The following is a 16444-nucleotide window of genomic DNA, read 5'->3' on the forward strand; positions in this document are numbered from 1 at the left end:
GGGGGCTTTCCTGGGGGGAATGGGGTGCGGATGGCGCCACCTTGTCCCAAAGCCCGGCCCAGTGCCAGCCGGGTGTCAGCCGCTGGGTTGGGCGGGTCGGACCCGGGCGGTCTTGAAGTGCTCGAACCCGAACCCGAGAGGCACGACCAGCGCGAAGAGAACCGCCGCGAGCCAGAGCGGCGCCTCCGCCGCGCCGGTGAGGTCGAAGAGCGCGCCCGCGACCGGTGGTGTGACCATCATCAGCGCGTAGTAGATGGTGAAGAACACCCCCATCCCGAAGGCGCGGTTTTCTGGGCGCAGGGCCTGCCCGGCGAGGGCCATGATCACTCCGGCGGGCGCCATCCCCACAAGTCCGAACAGCAGGCTCGCCCCCACGCCACCGCCCGGCCCGCCCGCCGGCGCGCCAAGCCAGAGCACCGCCGCGATGGCCGCTACCATGCAACAGCTCAGCACAAGGCTGCGCCGCCCGAACCGGTCCACCAGCTGTCCGCAGGCCGCGCCCGAAAAGATCATCAGCCAGCTCGCCAGGCTGATCACGCCCGCGGCTGCCAAGGTGGTCTGGCCCTGGGCCTCCAGCATCTGGGGCCCGAAGGAAAGGTAGACGACGTAAGCTGCATTGAAGAGCGCCCAAGCCCCGGCGGCGCAAAAGATCAGCCGCCATTCCATGGTGGAAAGCTTGGGCCGCGTCCCGCGCGCAGGCCGGGCCTGATCGGGCGGCTCACGGTAGAGCAGCAAGACCGCCGCCCCCGCCAGAGCCGTATAGATCGAGGCGGCGACAAAAGCGCTCTGCCACCCCCAAAGCGCCGCCAGCCAAGCATGGCCCACCTGCCCCATGGCGATGCCGAGGGGCCAGGACATCACCAGAATGCTCATGGCCGTGGCGATCTCGCGCCCGTCGAACCAGTCGGCGACCATCTTTGTGAAGTAGAGCGTGGTAAAAAGGAACCCGACCCCGCTCAACACGCGGCCCGCGCCCAGGGTCCAGGGCCCCGCAGCAAGAGCACACAGCACGCTGCCAAGCGCCAGCACGCCGAGCCCCGTGCCGACCATCACCCGATCCGAAACAAAGCGGCCCCAATACCCCGCAGGGAGCGCCAGCACGAGACCCGGCGCCATGAAGAGGCCAATGAGCAGGCCGATCTCAGCCCAGTCGAACCCGAATGCGACGATGAGGTGATCGCCCACCGATCCCATGGTCTGAAACTGCAGGCCCAGCCCGATGCGCGCAAGAAACAGAAGCGCAAGGATGCGCCAGCGCATCAGCGGTCCCGGGCCGCGCGCACCGGCACAGAGGCCTGCCGCGAGATCCTCCCGGTCACCTCCGCCCCCTCGCGGGCGGAAGGGGTCGTCCGGGCACGACCGCGCTGGCAGGACGCCCGCCCCGTGCCGAACGCCTGCACCGAAAATAGGGTGCAAAGGGCATCGGCGGGTGTCATGGCGGGCGCGTCTCCGTGGTGGTGGAGGGACAGGCTACTCCGTGGTATCCTGAACCAACATCCGGCAGATGCTGTAAATCCGCCGCGGTTCTGCTGTAATTTCGTACTGCATTTGCAGGATACACCGCCTGTGCCCCAGGCATCACGATCGCCAGCACCGGGTCCGGTGCGAGACGGAGGACAGCTCCCATGCAGGCCAGCTCAGGTCTCAGCCCCAGGGAAGAGCAGATCGCCCGCGCCTATGCGGGGGGCGATACCTATCAGCAGATCGCCGAGAGCCTGTGTCTTGCGCCCTCCACCGTGCGGACCCATCTGGCGGCGATCTATCGCAAGCTGCAGGTCTCGTCGAAGCTGGAACTGATGTCGCGGCTCGAAGGCCCGGCCCCCGACCCCAAGACCCAGCCGGAGCTGAGCTCAGTGATCTCGGAACTGGCCCTCAGCCTTGAGGAGGCGCTGGCCCGGGAGAAGGCGTTGAGCGAGGTGTTGCGGATCATCTCCGCCGCCCAGGGGGATCTGGATCAGGTGGTACCATCGATCCTGAACTACGCGCTCGACCTTTGCGATGCGGAGTTCGGGATCCTCTTTGAGTATCATGGGAATAGCCGGTTTGGCGCGCGGTTCTCCAAGGGGATCCCCGCCCCGTTCCAAAGCTGGCTCGCAGCGCGCGGCGTGTTCCCGGTCGGCCCGCAGACTGGGCTGGGACGGATGGTGCCGCAGCGGGATGTGATCCATATCATCGATGTCAAAAGCGAGCCGCTTTACCAGAGCGACGATCCCCTGCGCTTTGCCACGGCGGATCTTGGCGGCGCGCGCAGCTTCGTGGCGATTCCGATGCTGGCGGCGGATCGGCTGGTCGGGGCCTTCACGATCTATCGTCAGACCGTGCGCCCCTTCTCCGAGGACAGTTTGCGACTGGCCCGGATGTTTGCCGATCAAAGCGTGATCGCGCTGGAAAACGCGCGGCTGGTCAGTGAGGCGCGGGCCCGGGCCAGCTAGCGCTCAGCGGGGGGGACCGAAGCGCGCATGCCACTGTGGCACCCGGGCGGCGTCGCGAGATGCCACCGCCGCCAGTGCCTCGGTGAGATCGAGCTCGTAGGTCCCCTCCTCCTCCTTGGCCAGAGCGGCCAGACGCGTTGTGTACCACGCCGTGATGCCGCCCGGCGGGGCGGTCTCGAAGCGCGGGAAGGCCGGATCTCCACCCGCGGAGCTCACCCATTTGCGCGGAAGGTCCGGATCCAGCACCAAGGCGCGGGCGAGGCCGATCGCATCCGCGCCCCCATCGCGGAGCAGCCCCGCCGCCTGGGCGCGGGTCTTGAGCCCCCCGGTCAGCATGATCGGGATGCGCGTGAGCTCTTTGGCTGCCTTGGCAACGGTCGCGAAATAGGCCCCCTCCCGCGCGGTTCCATCGGAACTGGCGGCGGCACCGGGCACATAGCTGCCGCCGCTGATATCGATCAGGTCGATGCTGGTGCCCGCAAGCAGGCGGAGGGTTTCGCGCGCATCCGCCTCGCGCACCCCGCCCGCAAGCTGATCCGTCGCGTTGATCCGGATGCCGAGGGCGAAACCCGGTCCGACCGCCTGACGGGTGGCGGAGATGATCTCGCCGATCAGCCGGAAGCGTCCGGCATGGGAGTCGCCATAGCCATCGCTGCGGTGGTTGAAGAAGGGCGAGAGGAACTGGCTCAGCAGAAATCCGTGACCCGCATGGATCTGCGCCCCGCGAAACCCCAGCAGCTTGGCCCGCAGCGCCGCCGCCGCATAGGCAGCGGGCAGCGCGGCGATCTCTGCTTGCGTCATCTCCCGGACGGGCTGCCCGTCCAGCGTCAGGGGCGACGGCCCGCGCGGATGGCTGAGCGCGCGATACGACAGCGCGCCGCCATGGCCGAGCTGCGGCCAGATCTGCGCGCCCTGGGCGGCGCCCCGGGTGGCCAGCGCGCGCCAGGGTCCTTCGGCCCCGCCCGGCGCAAGAACAAGATTGCCCGGGCTTTCCGGTCCGTCAGGCGAGATCTGCACCTCACCGATCAGGGAGAGCGCCGTCCCGCCCTCCGCCCATCGCTCATAGAGCCGGGTCTGCGCTGCGGTCGGCTGGCCCGCCCCGTCCCCGAGGCTGTCGGACATGGGGGATTTGATCAGGCGGTTCTTGAGCCGCAGGCCGCAGGGCAATTCGAGCGGGGCGCCAAGGATCTCTGCGGGGGAGATGGGGGCATGGATCAATGCTTCATCCTTTCATCGCGATATTTCGATATTTCGGTGTAAATGGGTACGCAACAGTGGAGATCCGACCGCTAGGGCTTGTGGAGTTCGGTTGAAAACGCCTCGAGAAACGCAGCGATCGCGGCCTCGTCCCGGCGGTAGAAGGTCCATTGCCCATGGCGCTCGGCCCGTACGAAACCCGCCTTTTTCAGCGCGGCCATATAGGTCGAAATGGTCGACTGGGAGAGCTGCGCCTTTTCCTGAATATAGGCCACACAGACCCCGTCCAACTGCGCATGCTCGGGCAAGGCAGGCGGGAAATTGGAGCGGTCCTTGAGCCATTCAAGGATCTTCCGTCGGGTCGGGTTATTCAGTGCGGCAAGCGCGGATTCGATGTCCATATATCGAGATATCTCGATTTACCGGGTCAATGTCAAGCCGGAGAACCAGCTTTGAGAAAGCTCACAAGTAACTTGAGTTTCTCTCCACAGCCCACTGTTATAAAATGACTTTCAAGATCGTAGACCGCCCACCTCAAGACAGGCGGCCCCATATTATCTGCCCGGGACCTTACCGCTCCGGCGCTGGAATGAACTCCTGATCATCCCCGGGCGGGAGCTGGAAACGGCCGTGCTGCCAGTCTCCGGCACGCCAGGCCTCCTTGGCTTCGTCGATCCGCTCCTGCGAGGAAGCGACGAAATTCCACCAGATGTAACGCGACCCTTCGAGGGTCTCGCCCCCGAGCAGCATCAGCCGCGCCCCCTGCCCGCCTGCGGTGACCGAGATCCGGTCGCCGGGACGGAAGACCATCATCTGACCCGCCTCATAGGTGTCGCCCGCCACGGTGATCGCGCCTTCGACCACATAGATCCCGCGATCCTCGTGATCATCGGGCAGCGGCAGTTTCGCGCCGGGCTGCAGCACCGCATCCGCATAGAACATCTCGGAGGCGGTCTTGACCGGGGCGCGCTCGCCATAGGCATTGCCGAGGATCAAGCGGACCTCCTTGCCCTCGCCCTCCATGAAGGGCAGCGCCTCTTTGGGCGCGTGCTCAAACTCGGGCGCGCGGTCCTCGTGATCCTTGGGCAAGGCGACCCAGGTCTGAATGCCGAAGAACGGCATGGGCTGGGTCTGTGTTTCGTCATCGGTCCGCTCGGAATGGGTGATGCCGTGGCCGGCCACCATCCAGTTCACCGCGCCGGGTTCGATCCAGGCATCGGTGCCGAGACTGTCTCGATGATGCATGCGCCCGCGATAGAGATAGCTGATCGTCGCGAGCCCGATATGGGGATGGGGCCGCACATCGAGCCCCTTGGTCGGCAGAAACTCCGCCGGGCCCATCTGGTCAAAGAAGATGAAGGGTCCGACCATTTGCCGCTTGGGGGCAGGCAGCGCGCGCCGCACCTCCAACGCCCCGAGATCCCGGGCGCGGGGGATGATCAATGTGTCGATGGCGTCCACCTCGTCGCCGAGGGGGCAATGGGGATCGAGGGCGGGGTTCCAGCTCATGGCGGCCTCCTGTGTTTCGGTTCCACAGAAGACTACACCGTGCACCCGCGCAATGCATCACGCGCTGGAAAGCAGATTCTGCGCAAGAATGCACAGATCCAGATCGAAAGGGGAAAGTCCGTGCTGGGCTCGGATGGGGACGAGCCTGGCCAGTTCGGTCGTCGGGTCCTGAGGGCGCACACGCTCCTCAGATAGAGAGCGCGGGCCCTAGAGGCCCCCGCAGAAGGTCAGGCTTTCGCGGCGATTGCGCTCAGACAGGCTCGCCGCACGTAGATCCGAGACCGCGGAAAGCATCCGCAGGCTTGTGCTCGGAGGGAGGGTCGCCTCGATCGAGGCATGGGCCCGCTCGGCCAAAGCCGCAGCGAGATCAAAGGCCAACTCGGCCCGCTCACTCTCGCTCAGCAGCGACAGCGCATCCATGGAGGTATGGATGTGGAAACGGACAAAATGACTGGTATCGGGGGATTCCATGGCGCGTACTCCTTTCATGTGCTCCAGGTTGGGTCCCGGGAAAGGCGCCGTGTGTGCCACAGGCTGTGCGCGATGACTGTCACGTAAGTCCGTGACAAAATCCGGTCAGGCGAGACGCGAGGGCTGGATCAGACCCGCGCCGATGCCGTGGATCGCCGCGGTGGTGCGATCGGCCACCTCGAGCTTGCCATAGATCCGGCGCACCAGCGTATCGACCGTGTGGGGCGAGACGCCGAGGATGTCGGCGATCACCGAGTTGCTCTTGCCCCGGGCGATCCAGGTGAGCACTTCGGCCTCGCGGGGCGTCAGGGACGCGGGGGCTTCATCGGGCACAAGGGTGCAATAGCGCAGATGGGCGGCCTGGGCGGCGGCCTGGAGCTCGCGAATGTCGCTCGCGCTGAGATCAGGATTGGGCTTGGAAAACCCCACCCCCACATAGCCGTTGCGCATGTTGGGACCAAAGACCTGCAAGGCCAGCCCATCGCCCAGACCCTCGGCCATGAGACGCTTGAGGAACTCGGTCTCGGGCTCCTTCAAGGGGGTGAGCTTGCCAATGTCGCTCCACCGAAAAGGCTGGGTCGCGTGGCTGGCATAGGCCGGGATCGGATCCACCTCGTAGAGCTTTTCATCCACATAGGTGCAGACCCATTCGTTGGGAAACCCGCGCGTGAAGACCGCCGTGTCCGGCTGCTGTGCGGATCCGAAGGCCCGGTTGTGGTGATAGCTGACCTTGTCGATGCCAAAGGACTGGGCAAAGGGCAGAACCGCGTCCCAGATCCGCTCCGGGCTTTGAGCCTCGGCAACGCCCTTCATATAGGTTTCCAGTCGGGTCATGGTCCCTGGCTTCCCTCGGGGCACTAAGGTGACCTAAGGGTAGCCCGGTGCAACCTCCGCGAGCAAGGGGCAAGGCGCGGGGTTGGGAAGAAACCGGGGCGGGCGGTGCGGTTTGGCGCGATGATGGGCGGGGTTTGATGGTTTCTGCGCATGGGCAGTGTGCGATCTGACGCGTTGGTGCCGCTCTGGGTACCACAGCCAAGGCTGGGCCCAACGGCCCGGCACGCAAGAGCGCGAAAACCAGCCAGACATGCAGGGGAATGGTGGGTGATGAGAGACTCGAACTCCCGACATCTTCGGTGTAAACGAAGCGCTCTACCAACTGAGCTAATCACCCGTCCGACGCCTCCTAGCGCAGTTCCCTGCCGGATGGCAAGGGCCTGCGCGAGCGGTATGCTCGGGACCGCCGCGCCCCGGGCGCAACAGCTCTGCAGCGCGGCAAAGCGGGCGGTTGGCAGGCCCGCGCGCAGCCGCTAACCAAGAGGCATGACGCCGCCTGTCCCTTTGCTTGTCTTCACCGATCTCGACGGCACCCTGCTGGACCACGACAACTACAGCTATGCTGCGGCGCAGCCCGCGCTGGACGCTCTGACCGAGATTGGCGCGCCCCTGGTGCTGGCCAGTTCCAAGACCGCGGCCGAAATCGCGCCCCTGCGCGCCGCATTGGGACGCGCGGACTGCCCGGCAATTGTCGAGAACGGTGCGGGCCTGCTCGCCCCGAATGCCGCGCCGGATCCGAATGCGGAAACCTATGCGCGCCTGAGGGCGGCGCTGGAAGCGCTGCCCGGGGATCTGCGCGGCAGGTTCCGGGGCTTTGGGGACATGGACGACAGCGAGGTGGCGCGGGTCACCGGCCTCCGCATGTCGGAGGCCGCCCTGGCCCGGCAGCGCGCCTTCTCGGAACCGGGGCTCTGGGACGGCGACGCGGCCAGCGAGGACGCGTTCATCGCCGCGCTTGCGGAACACAGTATCCAGGCCCGGCGCGGCGGGCGCTTCCTGACCCTGTCCTTTGGCGGCACCAAGGCGGATCGCATGGCCGAGATCATCGCGACCTACCGCCCGGGCCTGACCCTCGCGCTCGGGGATGCCCCGAATGACGTGGAGATGCTGGAGACCGCAGATATCGGCATCGTGGTGGCCAACCCCCATAGCCGCCCCCTGCCCCGCTTGCGCGGCGAGACCGGCCCCGATGGGCCCATCCGCCGCACCGAAAAAACAGGCCCTTCCGGTTGGAACATTGCGGTGCGCGCCGTAGTTTCCTCCTTAGGGGCGTAAGAGACAAAGAAAAAAGGGCTAGAGGCGTGGCAGACTTTCACCAGAACGGAAATATCGCGACGCTGCACAATCTGCGCACGCGCTCGGTCGATGAGATCACCTATGAGCTCTCGGTCTATGCCCAGACCCGCAAGATCAGCCTGATCCTGCCCTCGCTCTATTCCGAGCTTGAGGGACCCGCCCTGCCGAACATCCTCGATGAGCTCGCTGAGGTGCCCTATCTGCACCGGATCATCATCGGGCTCGACCGCGCCGATGAGGCGCAATACCGCCACGCGCGGCAGTTCTTCAGCCGTCTGCCGCAGGAGCATATCGTCATCTGGAATGACAGCCCCCGCATGCTGGAGCTGGGCGCCCGGCTGGAGGGGATGGGCCTCTATCCCCAAGAGGCAGGCAAGGGCAAGAATGTCTGGTCCTGCCTTGGCTATCTCATGGCCTGTCAGGACAGCGCGGTGATGGCGATCCATGATTGCGATATCCTGACCTATGACCGGGATATGTTGGCCCGTCTGGTTTATCCGGTGGTCAACCCGAACTTCCCCTATCAGGTGGCCAAAGGCTACTATCCGCGGATCGGCGAGGACAAGATGAACGGGCGGGTCACGCGCCTCTTGGTCTCGCCGCTGTTGATCGCCCTGAAACGGGTGATCGGGGATCGCGACTACCTCGATTACCTGCGCAGTTTCCGCTACCCGCTCTCGGGCGAGTTCGCCATGCGCACGGGGATCCTGCCGGACCTGCGGATCCCGTCCGATTGGGGGCTCGAAATCGGGGTTCTGTCCGAGGCATGGCGCAATCTCGCGCCCAAGGCAGTCTGTCAGGTCGAGATCTCGGACGCTTACGATCACAAACACCAAGACCTCAGCGAAGAGGACGCCTCCACCGGGCTCAGCCGCATGTCGACGGATATCTGCAAGTCGATCTTCCGCAAGCTGGCCGCTGATGGCACGGTCTTCACGACCCATGTCTTCCGCACCCTGAAGGCCACCTATTACCGCTCGGCGCTCGACCTTCTGGAGGCGTACTACTCCGACGCCAAGATGAACGGCCTGTCGATTGACCGGCACCGGGAAGAGCAATCGATCGAGCTCTTTGCCGAGAATATCATGCGGGCCGGTCAGGCCTTCCTCGACAACCCGTCCGAGACGCCCTTCATACCGACCTGGAACCGGGTCCATGCGGCGGATCCCGCCTTCCTGCAGGATTTCCGCAAGGCCGCAGCCGCGGATGTCGCCGAGTTCTCGGACCCATGAGCGACACCGCCTCCCCCGCCCCGAGCCCCATGGGGCGGTTCGAGCGGTTCTTGTCGATCTGGGTGGCCCTGGCCATCGGTGCGGGGCTGCTTCTCGGGAGTGTGATGCCCGGCGTGTTCGCCGGGCTTGCGGCGCTTGAGGTCGCCTCCGTCAACTTGCCCGTGGCGATCCTGATCTGGGCCATGGTGTTCCCGATGATGCTCGGAGTGGATTTCGGTGCGCTCGGCCAGGTGGCGACGCGGCCCAAAGGGCTGGTCATCACGCTGGTGGTGAACTGGCTCGTGAAGCCATTTTCCATGGCGGCCCTCGGAGTGCTGTTTTTCAACTATGTCTTCGCGCCTTTCATCCCGCCCGAAGATGCGCAGGCCTATCTGGCCGGTGTGATCCTGTTGGGGGCCGCCCCCTGCACGGCGATGGTCTTTGTCTGGTCGAACATGACCCGGGGCGATCCGACCTACACGCTGGTACAGGTGAGCGTGAACGACGTGGTGCTGGTCTTTGCGTTTGCTCCCATCGTCGCTTTTTTGCTCGGGATGACCGATATCGTGGTCCCGTGGGAGACACTGCTCCTGTCGGTCGCGCTCTATGTGGTGATCCCGCTGGCCGCAGGCGTGGTGGTGCGCAAGCGGATGCTGGATCAAGGCGGAGAGCCCGCGCTCGCCGCGTTTCAGGCGCGGATCAAGCCCGCCTCCGTCGCGGGTCTGCTGCTGACCGTGGTGCTGCTCTTCGGGTTTCAGGGACGCGTCATCCTCGAGACGCCGCTGGTCATCGCCATGATCGCCGCACCGCTTCTGATCCAGAGCTACGGTGTCTTCTTCATCGCCTATTACGCCGCCAAGGCCTGGCGCGTGCCCCACAAGGTCGCGGCCCCCTGCGCCCTGATCGGGACCTCGAACTTCTTCGAGCTCGCCGTGGCCGTCGCGATCAGCGTCTTCGGCCTCGGCTCAGGCGCCGCCCTCGCCACAGTGGTCGGCGTGCTGGTGGAAGTGCCAGTGATGCTGTCGCTCGTGGCCTTCGCGAACCGAACACGCGACTGGTTCCCCAAATCGTCTTAGTGGCTCCGGCCCAAGTGTTCCAAGGGTCGTTGCATTCGGGCAGAATCCCTCGCGTTTGCACTGTCATGAGCTGCGGTTATTGGCGTCGCAGTAGGTTTGACGCCACACTGCCGGTTTGACTGATCGTGCGCTATCAATCAGCTTCTCATCAAACAAACTAGTGGGACTTGGAGTTGTCTGAAAAAGAAGCAGATCTGGCCAGCGCAAGGATTGAGCGTTTCACCACCAATTACAGAGCATGGCTGGTCTTCGCTTTGGTGATTCCCGGGCTGCTGGCTCTCTCCATCAGTCCCAGATCCGGGATTGCCTTCCTTTTGTTCGTTGTCGTTGTTTGGCTCGTCGCTTGGACACTCGGCAAAATCCTGATCGCTGTTGGCTGGCTGTTGCCCCAGTCGTTTTATCAAGACAATCGCAAAGAAATCGAAGACGCTGTTGTCACAACACTGTTTTTCAGCGCATTCGCTGTCCTTGGAATTGCTCTGCGAGGCGACACCTTTTTTAAACAATGGCTGGCGGAAAGATCACCTATTGATATTGTCATTACCGTGATCGAACCAAAATTCGCGGTGATCATTATCGTTTGCAGCTGGGCCTATGCAGCGTACCGCATCAGACGCTGAGAACAGGCTTTCAACGTCGTGCTGATCGCTCCACCTACGCTCCGTGCGCCAAAACTGAGCTCCAGTGTTAGGACGACTAAACCCTTTGGCGCAACTCGCAGGAACACGAGGCGAGCTTCTCTGCCCGCACGCAGGACACGCCTCAACGAGGGATACGAGCTTCGGACAATTGGCTCACAGGACGAAGAGATTGGACCCGGCCGGCTACGCAACGCGATCAAATCCATCTACCATGAAGGACGGCGCAGCTTAGACAGCCCTAAAAGGTCACAGGAGCAGGTAATGAGAAAACCCACCTCGTCGTGCTGGAAAGCCGCGTCGCTTTGGATTTTGCCTCTACCGGTGTCTCCAGAAGCCAGCACGCAGCAAACGCCTATCGCGAGATTGGCCCCGGTTCGTGATCCAGCGGCATTGGTAGGGGGCGAGTGGGATTTCGGTGCCGTCGGAGCGGATGCGTTCGCCGCTGAGCAGGTCGGTCCAGTCGGCGCCTTCGATCAGATTGATGGCTCCCGGTGAGATGAAGACGGTCTCGTCGCTCACATTGTGCAGGGCAAAGATCGACTGGTCGCGGTCGAGGCTTTGGCGCCAGACCCCGAATATCCGCGGGTCGAGTTGCAGAGTGAATTGCGTGGCGTTCGGGTGGAATGCGCTCTGCCCCGAGCGCAGGCGCAGCCGGTCCGAGAGCGCCCCCAGCACCTGGGCATGGACGCTGTCAGGGTTCGCGAGTTCCTCCTTCAGCGTCGGATACTCCCAGTTATGCCGGTTGATCGCGCGGTTCATGCCCCGGCGCTCCACCTGCTCATGGTCGTTTGGCGTGGCCAGCATGGAATGGATGTAGAAGGCCGGGATCCCCTCCAGCGACATCACGATGGTCTGGGAGCACAGAAAGCGCGCGATGTGGTAATCGTCCCGCCCCTTGAAAGTGCCGCCCATGGCCTCGAAGAAGGTGATGTTGAGCTCATAGGGGCTCTCGCCCCCGCCCGGCAGAGCGCGCATGGAGACGAGCCCGCCGAGATCGCGCACCGTGTCGATGACCTTGGCCTTCTCCTCCTCCGGCAGGACACCTTCGGCCGGGCGCATCCCGATCCCATCATGGGAGGCGGTGAAGTTGAGATAGGCACAGCCGAGCTGCGCAGGCGGCATGCCCACCTGCCAGCGATTGAGATACTCCGCACTGCCCGACATCATCGCATGGAGGACCAGCGGCGGCAGAGTGAAGTTATAGACCGCGTGGGCCTCGTTCCGGTTGCCGAAATAGCTCAGGTTCTCGGCATTGGGCACATTGGTCTCGGTGAGCAGGATCACCGGCTCTTGTGCGAAGTCACAGAGCAGCCGCATCAGCCGGACGATGGCATGGGTCTCCGGCATATGGATCGATTTCGTGCCGATCACCTTCCAGATGAAGGCAACCGCATCGAGCCGGATGATCCGCACGCCGTTGTTGATATGCAGACGCATGATCCGCAGAAACTCGAGCAGGACCTCCGGATTGCGGAAATCCAGATCGATCTGGTCATGGCTGAAGGTACACCAGACATGGCGCGGCCCGGCGGAGGTCTCCACCTCCTGCAAAAGCGGGGTGGTGCGCGGGCGGACGACTTCCGAGACGTCATCTTCGGGCGAGGCCTCAAAGAAGAACCGGTCATAGGGTTCGTGCCCCTGGCGGTAGGCGTTGAACCACGCGCCCTGGCTCGAGACATGGTTCAGGACCAGATCGGACATCAGCAGGAACTCATCCGCGATCCGGTTGATATCCGGCCAATCCCCCAGCATCGGGTTCACAGCCCGATAATCCGTGACCGCAAACCCATCATCGGAGGTGAAGGGGAAAAACGGCAGGATATGCACGCCGTTGACCACGCCCTTGAGGTATTCCAGCAGGAAATCGTTCAAGAGATCCAGCGGCTTATGGGTCCCGTCCACCAGCGAGTTGCCATAGGTGATCAGCACCGCGTCATTCTCGGACCAGAGGTTGTTGCCGGGCGTACGCGCCCGTTTGCGGCGCGGCGTGTCTTCGGGGAAGAACGCGTCGAGCACCTGCGTGCTCAGGATATCAGCGCTGAGATCGGGATAGATCTGCGACAACAGCTCTGCAAGGCGCAGGCTCAGGGTCTGGGTCGGCTTGGACATGGAAAGCGGCAAGGTCTTGGGGTACGAGCAAACTTCTCTCGGCATACGGACACAAAAAGGCTTTGGGAAGCGGACAATACGCCCTTTTCAAGATTTTCCCGTCCCGGTTGTGCCACGGGCCGGGCAGTGCCCGGATAGCAGGCAGGATCGGGGCTATGCGCGGGATTGGCCCGGGGCGCCGCTTTGTGGTTCAGCATCCTGCACGGCCCGACCGCAGAGCGTCAGGCTGTCTCGAGCCGAAATTTCAGGAAGCGCGCGCCGTCATAATTGACCTCTCCGATCTGCACCGCGCCCATGCGCTGCAAAGCGCCAAGGTTCTTGCGTGAGGGCGGCAACAGGAAGGTCACAAAGGGAATGCGGTCATCCCCCTGCGCGAAGGCCAGCGCCTTGCGGGAGATGCGCGCGCCGAGACCAAAGGCATCCGGCCGCAACACCAGACCGTAGTCCCACTCTGTGCCCTCCTTCTGAAACCCGCCCCAGCCCACATACTGCCCGCCTGACAGGATCGCCCAATGGCCAAGCCCGTCCCGCGTCCAACAGGCCTCCTTATGGGCAACAAAACCCGCGACTTCCTTGAGCCCCCAAGCCCCGGTCAGAAGCGGCATATGCTCCGCCACCCGCGGGTCCGACATATGTGCAGCAATTTCTTCCGGCGCGACTTCGGTCAGGCGGGTGAAGGCAATCTCTTGGGTCACAGGGGAACCTTTGGCTGGTTCTTTGGGAAGTATAGGCAACAAGTCAGGTTTAAAGGCGACGGAGTGTGTAACGCAACGCCGGTCCGCCACGCGCCGCAGATGCGCGCCTGAGTGGTCACGAACATCCTGCGTTCCACCTTATCACGCCCTCCCCTCAGACGCGTGCGCGAGCCCGCTGAAAAGCGGTGCGGACGCCACATTGCACCCAAGCCCGGACACAGCGGGCGCGGGTAGCCCTTTCTGAAATGCAGGCGTTGCCCCAGGCGGCCCATACCCGCACTCGGCTGTCTGCGGGCAGCGCGCGGAGAGGCCCGCAGCTTGACAGACAGCCCCGCCCCGTCGACGCTGCGTAACTGAAACTTGGTCTCGCAGCTACCAGCCGCACGCACCCGCTTGGACCAAGCGCCATCTCATCCCTGGGAATTCCCCCGCAAAAAGGCCTCCCTCCATGATCAGATCACTCGCGATTGCGCTTCTTCTCGTTTTTGGGGCGACTCCGACCATCGCCGCCACCCTCACGGTCCTTGGCACGATCACTTTCTCCGAGATCGGTGGCGCTGGCATTCGCGCCGGTGACAGTTTTCGGATCACGGCCGAGATCTCGGAGCCGCCGGTTTTCGTCAGCCCGACCATGACCTCCTATACGATCGATGCCCTGACGGCGGAGGTCGGGTTCGAGACGATTTCCCTGATCACCCCGAGCAACAGCGCATTCCTCGACGTGACGAAAAAGGCCAGTGGCGACACAGATATCCTGCTGTTTGTCGGTGGGGGCGAGACCCGCATCACCTCCGGTGAGGACCTGGGCATCGTCGTTGCCGAATGGGCGTTTGACAGCATGGTCGGATCCAGTTTCGCCGAGCTCGCTGCGCTCGATTTTTTGTCAGCAGATGCGAGCTTTTTCGAGATACTCGGGGACACCATCGCGGACGTGTTGTTGACGGGCGAAATCAAGGCAACGTCCTTTGATGTGCCTGCCGCGATCCCTTTGCCCGCCGCCGGATGGCTTTTGCTGGCGGGCCTTGGCGGTTTGGGTCTGGCACGACGCAGCTCGCGCGTCTGAACGACACTGCTCCGGCGCGACACGAGCGGACCGGGGTTGGAACCACGATGTGCCAGCTCACAGAGCGTGGGGGCACTGCGTGGTTCCGTCTTTTTGACCAGCTCCTGAGAGTGCTGTTGGAGGTAGCTGCGGAACACGAGACGCAAGATCGCCTCATGCACCACGCCAAAGTCGGTGGAAATACCAGGCGACCGCGACCGGTCAGGTGGGCCCGTGCATGTCCTGCGCGTCCTCCGGACGGACAAACCGCTCCGGCGGAATCTCGGCGATCCCGGTGATTTCGACCATCAACCTGGGGTCATAGAGCGCCGAGACCTCGAGCGTGGTCGTCACCGGGAAAGGCGCGTCGAAGACTTGCGCCCGGATTTCGCCGCAGGCCATGAAGGCCTGAATATCGGTCGTGAATTGCTGCAGTGAGATCAGATCGCTCATCCGCCCGCCCATGGAGGCCAGGATGTCCGAGATATTGGCCAGGATCTGGGTCACCTGTGCGGCCATATCCCCTTCGCCGACGATCTCACCATCGGCGGATAGGGCGACCTGCCCCTTGAGGTAAACCCTCTGCCCCGCGCCCGTGATCACGGCCTGTGAGAAGGCGCCAAAGGGGCGCCAGACATTTGGCGGATTATAGCTCTGGGCCATGGGGTCTCCCTTCGCGGTTGAAGCGTGGTTTGCGCATGGCGTCAGTCGAGCCCCCTTGCCGCGCGGGGTCAAGGGTCTGGCGGCAGGTCTGCGGCCTGCGCTCCACAACCGGGGCCTGCCGCAGGTCAGGCTTGCGATTGCCCGACCGCTCCGGCATGCCGGTGGCAAGACAAAAGGATGCGCAGATGAGCAAAAGCTTGAAACGGGTCGTGGCCGCTTTGCAGGCCGCAGGGATGGAGGGCGCAGTGCTCGAGATGGGGACCGAGACCCGCACCGCGCAGCAAGCTGCGGATGCGGCGGGCTGCATGCTGGACCAGATCGCCAAGTCGATCATCTTTCGCGACGAGACCGCCGGGGACGCGGTTCTGTTCCTCACGGCGGGCGGCAATCAGGTGGATGCGGCCAAGGCGAGCGCGGTGGCGGGCGCGCCCCTGGGCAAGGCGGATGCCGGTCTGATCCGCGCCCAGACCGGGTTTGCCATTGGCGGCGTCTCCCCGGTGGGGCATCTCAACCCGATCCGGGCCTGGTGCGACCCGCGCCTGATGGAATTCGATCTGGTCTATGGGGCCGCGGGTACCCCGCGCCATATCTTCCCAATTTCACCTGCGGATCTGCTCCGCCTCTCCGGGGCTGAGCTTGCGGATTTCACGGCCTAGGCCCAAGGCCACACCCGCAAAACGACCCCAGATCGCGCTGCGACGCGGAAAGTAAACTTTTTTAACATTGACCCTTGTCACGGCCCTGTGAGGCTCCCATCTGGTGTGATGTGAAAGGAATTCACATAGACACACAACATGGAGCAAACACACATGAGTACCGTTGCAACCTGGCCCTCTCAAGCTGAGACGTGGCTTGACAGTAAAGGGAAGCCCGCCTGGATCGCAGCAATGGTCCTCGGCTTCATCTTCTTCTGGCCCATCGGCCTCGCGCTTCTCTTCTACATGATCTGGGGTAAAAAAATGTTCAAATCGTCCTGCAAACACCGCACCCGCCACGCGAGCCATGGGTTCAAATCCTCCGGCAACACCGCGTTTGACGCCTATAAGGCCGAGACGCTGCAGCGCCTGAAGGATGAGCAAGACGCCTTCGAGGCCTTCCTCGAGCGCCTGCGTTCCGCCAAGGACAAATCCGAGTTCGACCAGTTCATGGACGAACGCGCGAAGAACGCCAAGACGCGCTCTGACGTGTCTGAGGCCCCGGCAGACGCCTGATCCCTGCCCGCGACGCATAAACGCCCTGCCCGGCTTGTCCGGGCCGGGCTATCTCCC

Annotated in this window: 17 protein-coding genes and 1 tRNA gene; 8 read left to right on the forward strand and 10 right to left on the reverse strand. The window is 63.8% G+C overall.

Features of this window, described 5'->3' with window-relative positions; all coding sequences use genetic code 11:
- Positions 1–75: 75 nt before the first annotated feature.
- Positions 76–1260 carry a CynX/NimT family MFS transporter gene (locus ACP153_RS07980; RefSeq protein ID WP_424970446.1) on the reverse strand — a complete coding sequence of 395 codons (1185 nt, stop codon included), beginning with the start codon at positions 1258–1260 and terminating at the stop codon, positions 76–78.
- Positions 1261–1625: 365 nt separating this feature from the next.
- Between ACP153_RS07980 and ACP153_RS07985 the strand changes: the two genes are divergently transcribed.
- On the forward strand, positions 1626–2432 hold the full coding sequence (locus ACP153_RS07985; RefSeq protein ID WP_424970447.1) for a LuxR C-terminal-related transcriptional regulator: 807 nt from the start codon (positions 1626–1628) through the stop codon (positions 2430–2432).
- A gap of 3 nt (positions 2433–2435) precedes the next feature.
- Here ACP153_RS07985 and ACP153_RS07990 read toward each other — a convergent pair whose 3' ends face one another.
- The 6 genes from ACP153_RS07990 to ACP153_RS08015 form a co-directional block, all read right to left on the reverse strand.
- Entirely contained in the window at positions 2436–3650 is a 1215-nt protein-coding gene (locus ACP153_RS07990) for an oxidoreductase (protein ID WP_424970448.1), read from the reverse strand.
- 71 nt (positions 3651–3721) lie between these two features.
- Entirely contained in the window at positions 3722–4030 is a 309-nt protein-coding gene (locus tag ACP153_RS07995; protein ID WP_424970449.1) for an ArsR/SmtB family transcription factor, read from the reverse strand.
- Between the two features lie 169 nt (positions 4031–4199).
- Complete coding sequence (locus tag ACP153_RS08000) at positions 4200–5138, reverse strand: pirin family protein (protein WP_424970450.1); 939 nt, start codon at positions 5136–5138, stop codon at positions 4200–4202.
- A 207-nt stretch (positions 5139–5345) separates the two neighbouring features.
- Positions 5346–5609 carry a hypothetical protein gene (locus ACP153_RS08005; RefSeq protein WP_424970451.1) on the reverse strand — a complete coding sequence of 88 codons (264 nt, stop codon included), beginning with the start codon at positions 5607–5609 and terminating at the stop codon, positions 5346–5348.
- Positions 5610–5714: 105 nt separating this feature from the next.
- Complete coding sequence (locus ACP153_RS08010) at positions 5715–6443, reverse strand: helix-turn-helix transcriptional regulator (RefSeq protein WP_424970452.1); 729 nt, start codon at positions 6441–6443, stop codon at positions 5715–5717.
- A gap of 261 nt (positions 6444–6704) precedes the next feature.
- Positions 6705–6780 (reverse strand) — tRNA-Val (locus ACP153_RS08015).
- 149 nt (positions 6781–6929) lie between these two features.
- Between ACP153_RS08015 and ACP153_RS08020 the strand changes: the two genes are divergently transcribed.
- The 4 genes from ACP153_RS08020 to ACP153_RS08035 all read left to right on the forward strand — a co-directional run bounded on the left by ACP153_RS08020 (position 6930) and on the right by ACP153_RS08035 (position 10646).
- Positions 6930–7718, forward strand: coding sequence for an HAD-IIB family hydrolase (locus ACP153_RS08020; protein ID WP_424970453.1), 789 nt, complete (start codon positions 6930–6932; stop codon positions 7716–7718).
- 26 nt (positions 7719–7744) lie between these two features.
- Complete coding sequence (locus ACP153_RS08025) at positions 7745–8971, forward strand: glycosyl transferase (RefSeq protein WP_424970454.1); 1227 nt, start codon at positions 7745–7747, stop codon at positions 8969–8971.
- On the forward strand, positions 8968–10026 hold the full coding sequence (gene arsB, locus ACP153_RS08030) for an ACR3 family arsenite efflux transporter (protein ID WP_424970455.1): 1059 nt from the start codon (positions 8968–8970) through the stop codon (positions 10024–10026). Before ACP153_RS08025 ends, arsB begins: the two co-directional genes overlap by 4 nt.
- A 173-nt stretch (positions 10027–10199) precedes the next feature.
- A complete protein-coding gene (locus ACP153_RS08035) occupies positions 10200–10646 on the forward strand; it encodes a hypothetical protein (protein ID WP_424970456.1) in 447 nt (148 codons plus the stop codon).
- 336 nt (positions 10647–10982) lie between these two features.
- Here the strand turns inward: ACP153_RS08035 and ACP153_RS08040 are convergent, their stop codons facing one another.
- Positions 10983–12776, reverse strand: a complete 1794-nt coding sequence (locus ACP153_RS08040; protein ID WP_424970457.1) for a sugar phosphorylase — start codon at positions 12774–12776, stop codon at positions 10983–10985.
- 221 nt (positions 12777–12997) lie between these two features.
- A complete protein-coding gene (locus ACP153_RS08045; RefSeq protein WP_424970458.1) occupies positions 12998–13471 on the reverse strand; it encodes a GNAT family N-acetyltransferase in 474 nt (157 codons plus the stop codon).
- Between the two features lie 448 nt (positions 13472–13919).
- Here ACP153_RS08045 and ACP153_RS08050 point away from each other — a divergent pair, with 448 nt between their 5' ends.
- Positions 13920–14534 (forward strand): VPLPA-CTERM sorting domain-containing protein, encoded by a 615-nt coding sequence (locus ACP153_RS08050; protein ID WP_424970459.1) that lies wholly within the window; start codon positions 13920–13922, stop codon positions 14532–14534.
- Between the two features lie 201 nt (positions 14535–14735).
- Here the strand turns inward: ACP153_RS08050 and ACP153_RS08055 are convergent, their stop codons facing one another.
- Positions 14736–15176: a RidA family protein gene (locus ACP153_RS08055; protein WP_424970460.1), complete on the reverse strand. Its 441-nt coding sequence runs from the start codon at positions 15174–15176 to the stop codon at positions 14736–14738.
- A 185-nt stretch (positions 15177–15361) separates the two neighbouring features.
- Between ACP153_RS08055 and ACP153_RS08060 the strand changes: the two genes are divergently transcribed.
- Together ACP153_RS08060 and ACP153_RS08065 are read left to right on the forward strand one after the other, a co-directional pair.
- Positions 15362–15832 carry a YbaK/EbsC family protein gene (locus ACP153_RS08060; protein WP_424970461.1) on the forward strand — a complete coding sequence of 157 codons (471 nt, stop codon included), beginning with the start codon at positions 15362–15364 and terminating at the stop codon, positions 15830–15832.
- Positions 15833–15985: 153 nt separating this feature from the next.
- Positions 15986–16387 (forward strand): DUF2852 domain-containing protein, encoded by a 402-nt coding sequence (locus tag ACP153_RS08065; protein ID WP_424970462.1) that lies wholly within the window; start codon positions 15986–15988, stop codon positions 16385–16387.
- Positions 16388–16444 lie beyond the last annotated feature (57 nt).

Origin of the sequence: Dinoroseobacter sp. S76 (genome assembly GCF_049801095.1) — a bacterium.
Lineage (GTDB): Bacteria > Pseudomonadota > Alphaproteobacteria > Rhodobacterales > Rhodobacteraceae > Dinoroseobacter.

Excerpts from the sequence above, each read along its gene's own strand:
- ACP153_RS07980 (WP_424970446.1), bottom strand. The coding sequence starts at position 1,260 with ATGCGCTGGCGCATCCTTGCGCTTCTGTTTCTTGCGCGCATCGGGCTG.
- ACP153_RS07985 (WP_424970447.1), top strand. The coding sequence starts at position 1,626 with ATGCAGGCCAGCTCAGGTCTCAGCCCCAGGGAAGAGCAGATCGCCCGC.
- ACP153_RS07995 (WP_424970449.1), bottom strand. The coding sequence starts at position 4,030 with ATGGACATCGAATCCGCGCTTGCCGCACTGAATAACCCGACCCGACGG.
- ACP153_RS08000 (WP_424970450.1), bottom strand. The coding sequence starts at position 5,138 with ATGAGCTGGAACCCCGCCCTCGATCCCCATTGCCCCCTCGGCGACGAG.
- ACP153_RS08005 (WP_424970451.1), bottom strand. The coding sequence starts at position 5,609 with ATGGAATCCCCCGATACCAGTCATTTTGTCCGTTTCCACATCCATACC.
- ACP153_RS08010 (WP_424970452.1), bottom strand. The coding sequence starts at position 6,443 with ATGACCCGACTGGAAACCTATATGAAGGGCGTTGCCGAGGCTCAAAGC.
- ACP153_RS08020 (WP_424970453.1), top strand. The coding sequence starts at position 6,930 with ATGACGCCGCCTGTCCCTTTGCTTGTCTTCACCGATCTCGACGGCACC.
- arsB (WP_424970455.1), top strand. The coding sequence starts at position 8,968 with ATGAGCGACACCGCCTCCCCCGCCCCGAGCCCCATGGGGCGGTTCGAG.
- ACP153_RS08040 (WP_424970457.1), bottom strand. The coding sequence starts at position 12,776 with ATGTCCAAGCCGACCCAGACCCTGAGCCTGCGCCTTGCAGAGCTGTTG.
- ACP153_RS08050 (WP_424970459.1), top strand. The coding sequence starts at position 13,920 with ATGATCAGATCACTCGCGATTGCGCTTCTTCTCGTTTTTGGGGCGACT.
- ACP153_RS08055 (WP_424970460.1), bottom strand. The coding sequence starts at position 15,176 with ATGGCCCAGAGCTATAATCCGCCAAATGTCTGGCGCCCCTTTGGCGCC.
- ACP153_RS08060 (WP_424970461.1), top strand. The coding sequence starts at position 15,362 with ATGAGCAAAAGCTTGAAACGGGTCGTGGCCGCTTTGCAGGCCGCAGGG.
- ACP153_RS08065 (WP_424970462.1), top strand. The coding sequence starts at position 15,986 with ATGAGTACCGTTGCAACCTGGCCCTCTCAAGCTGAGACGTGGCTTGAC.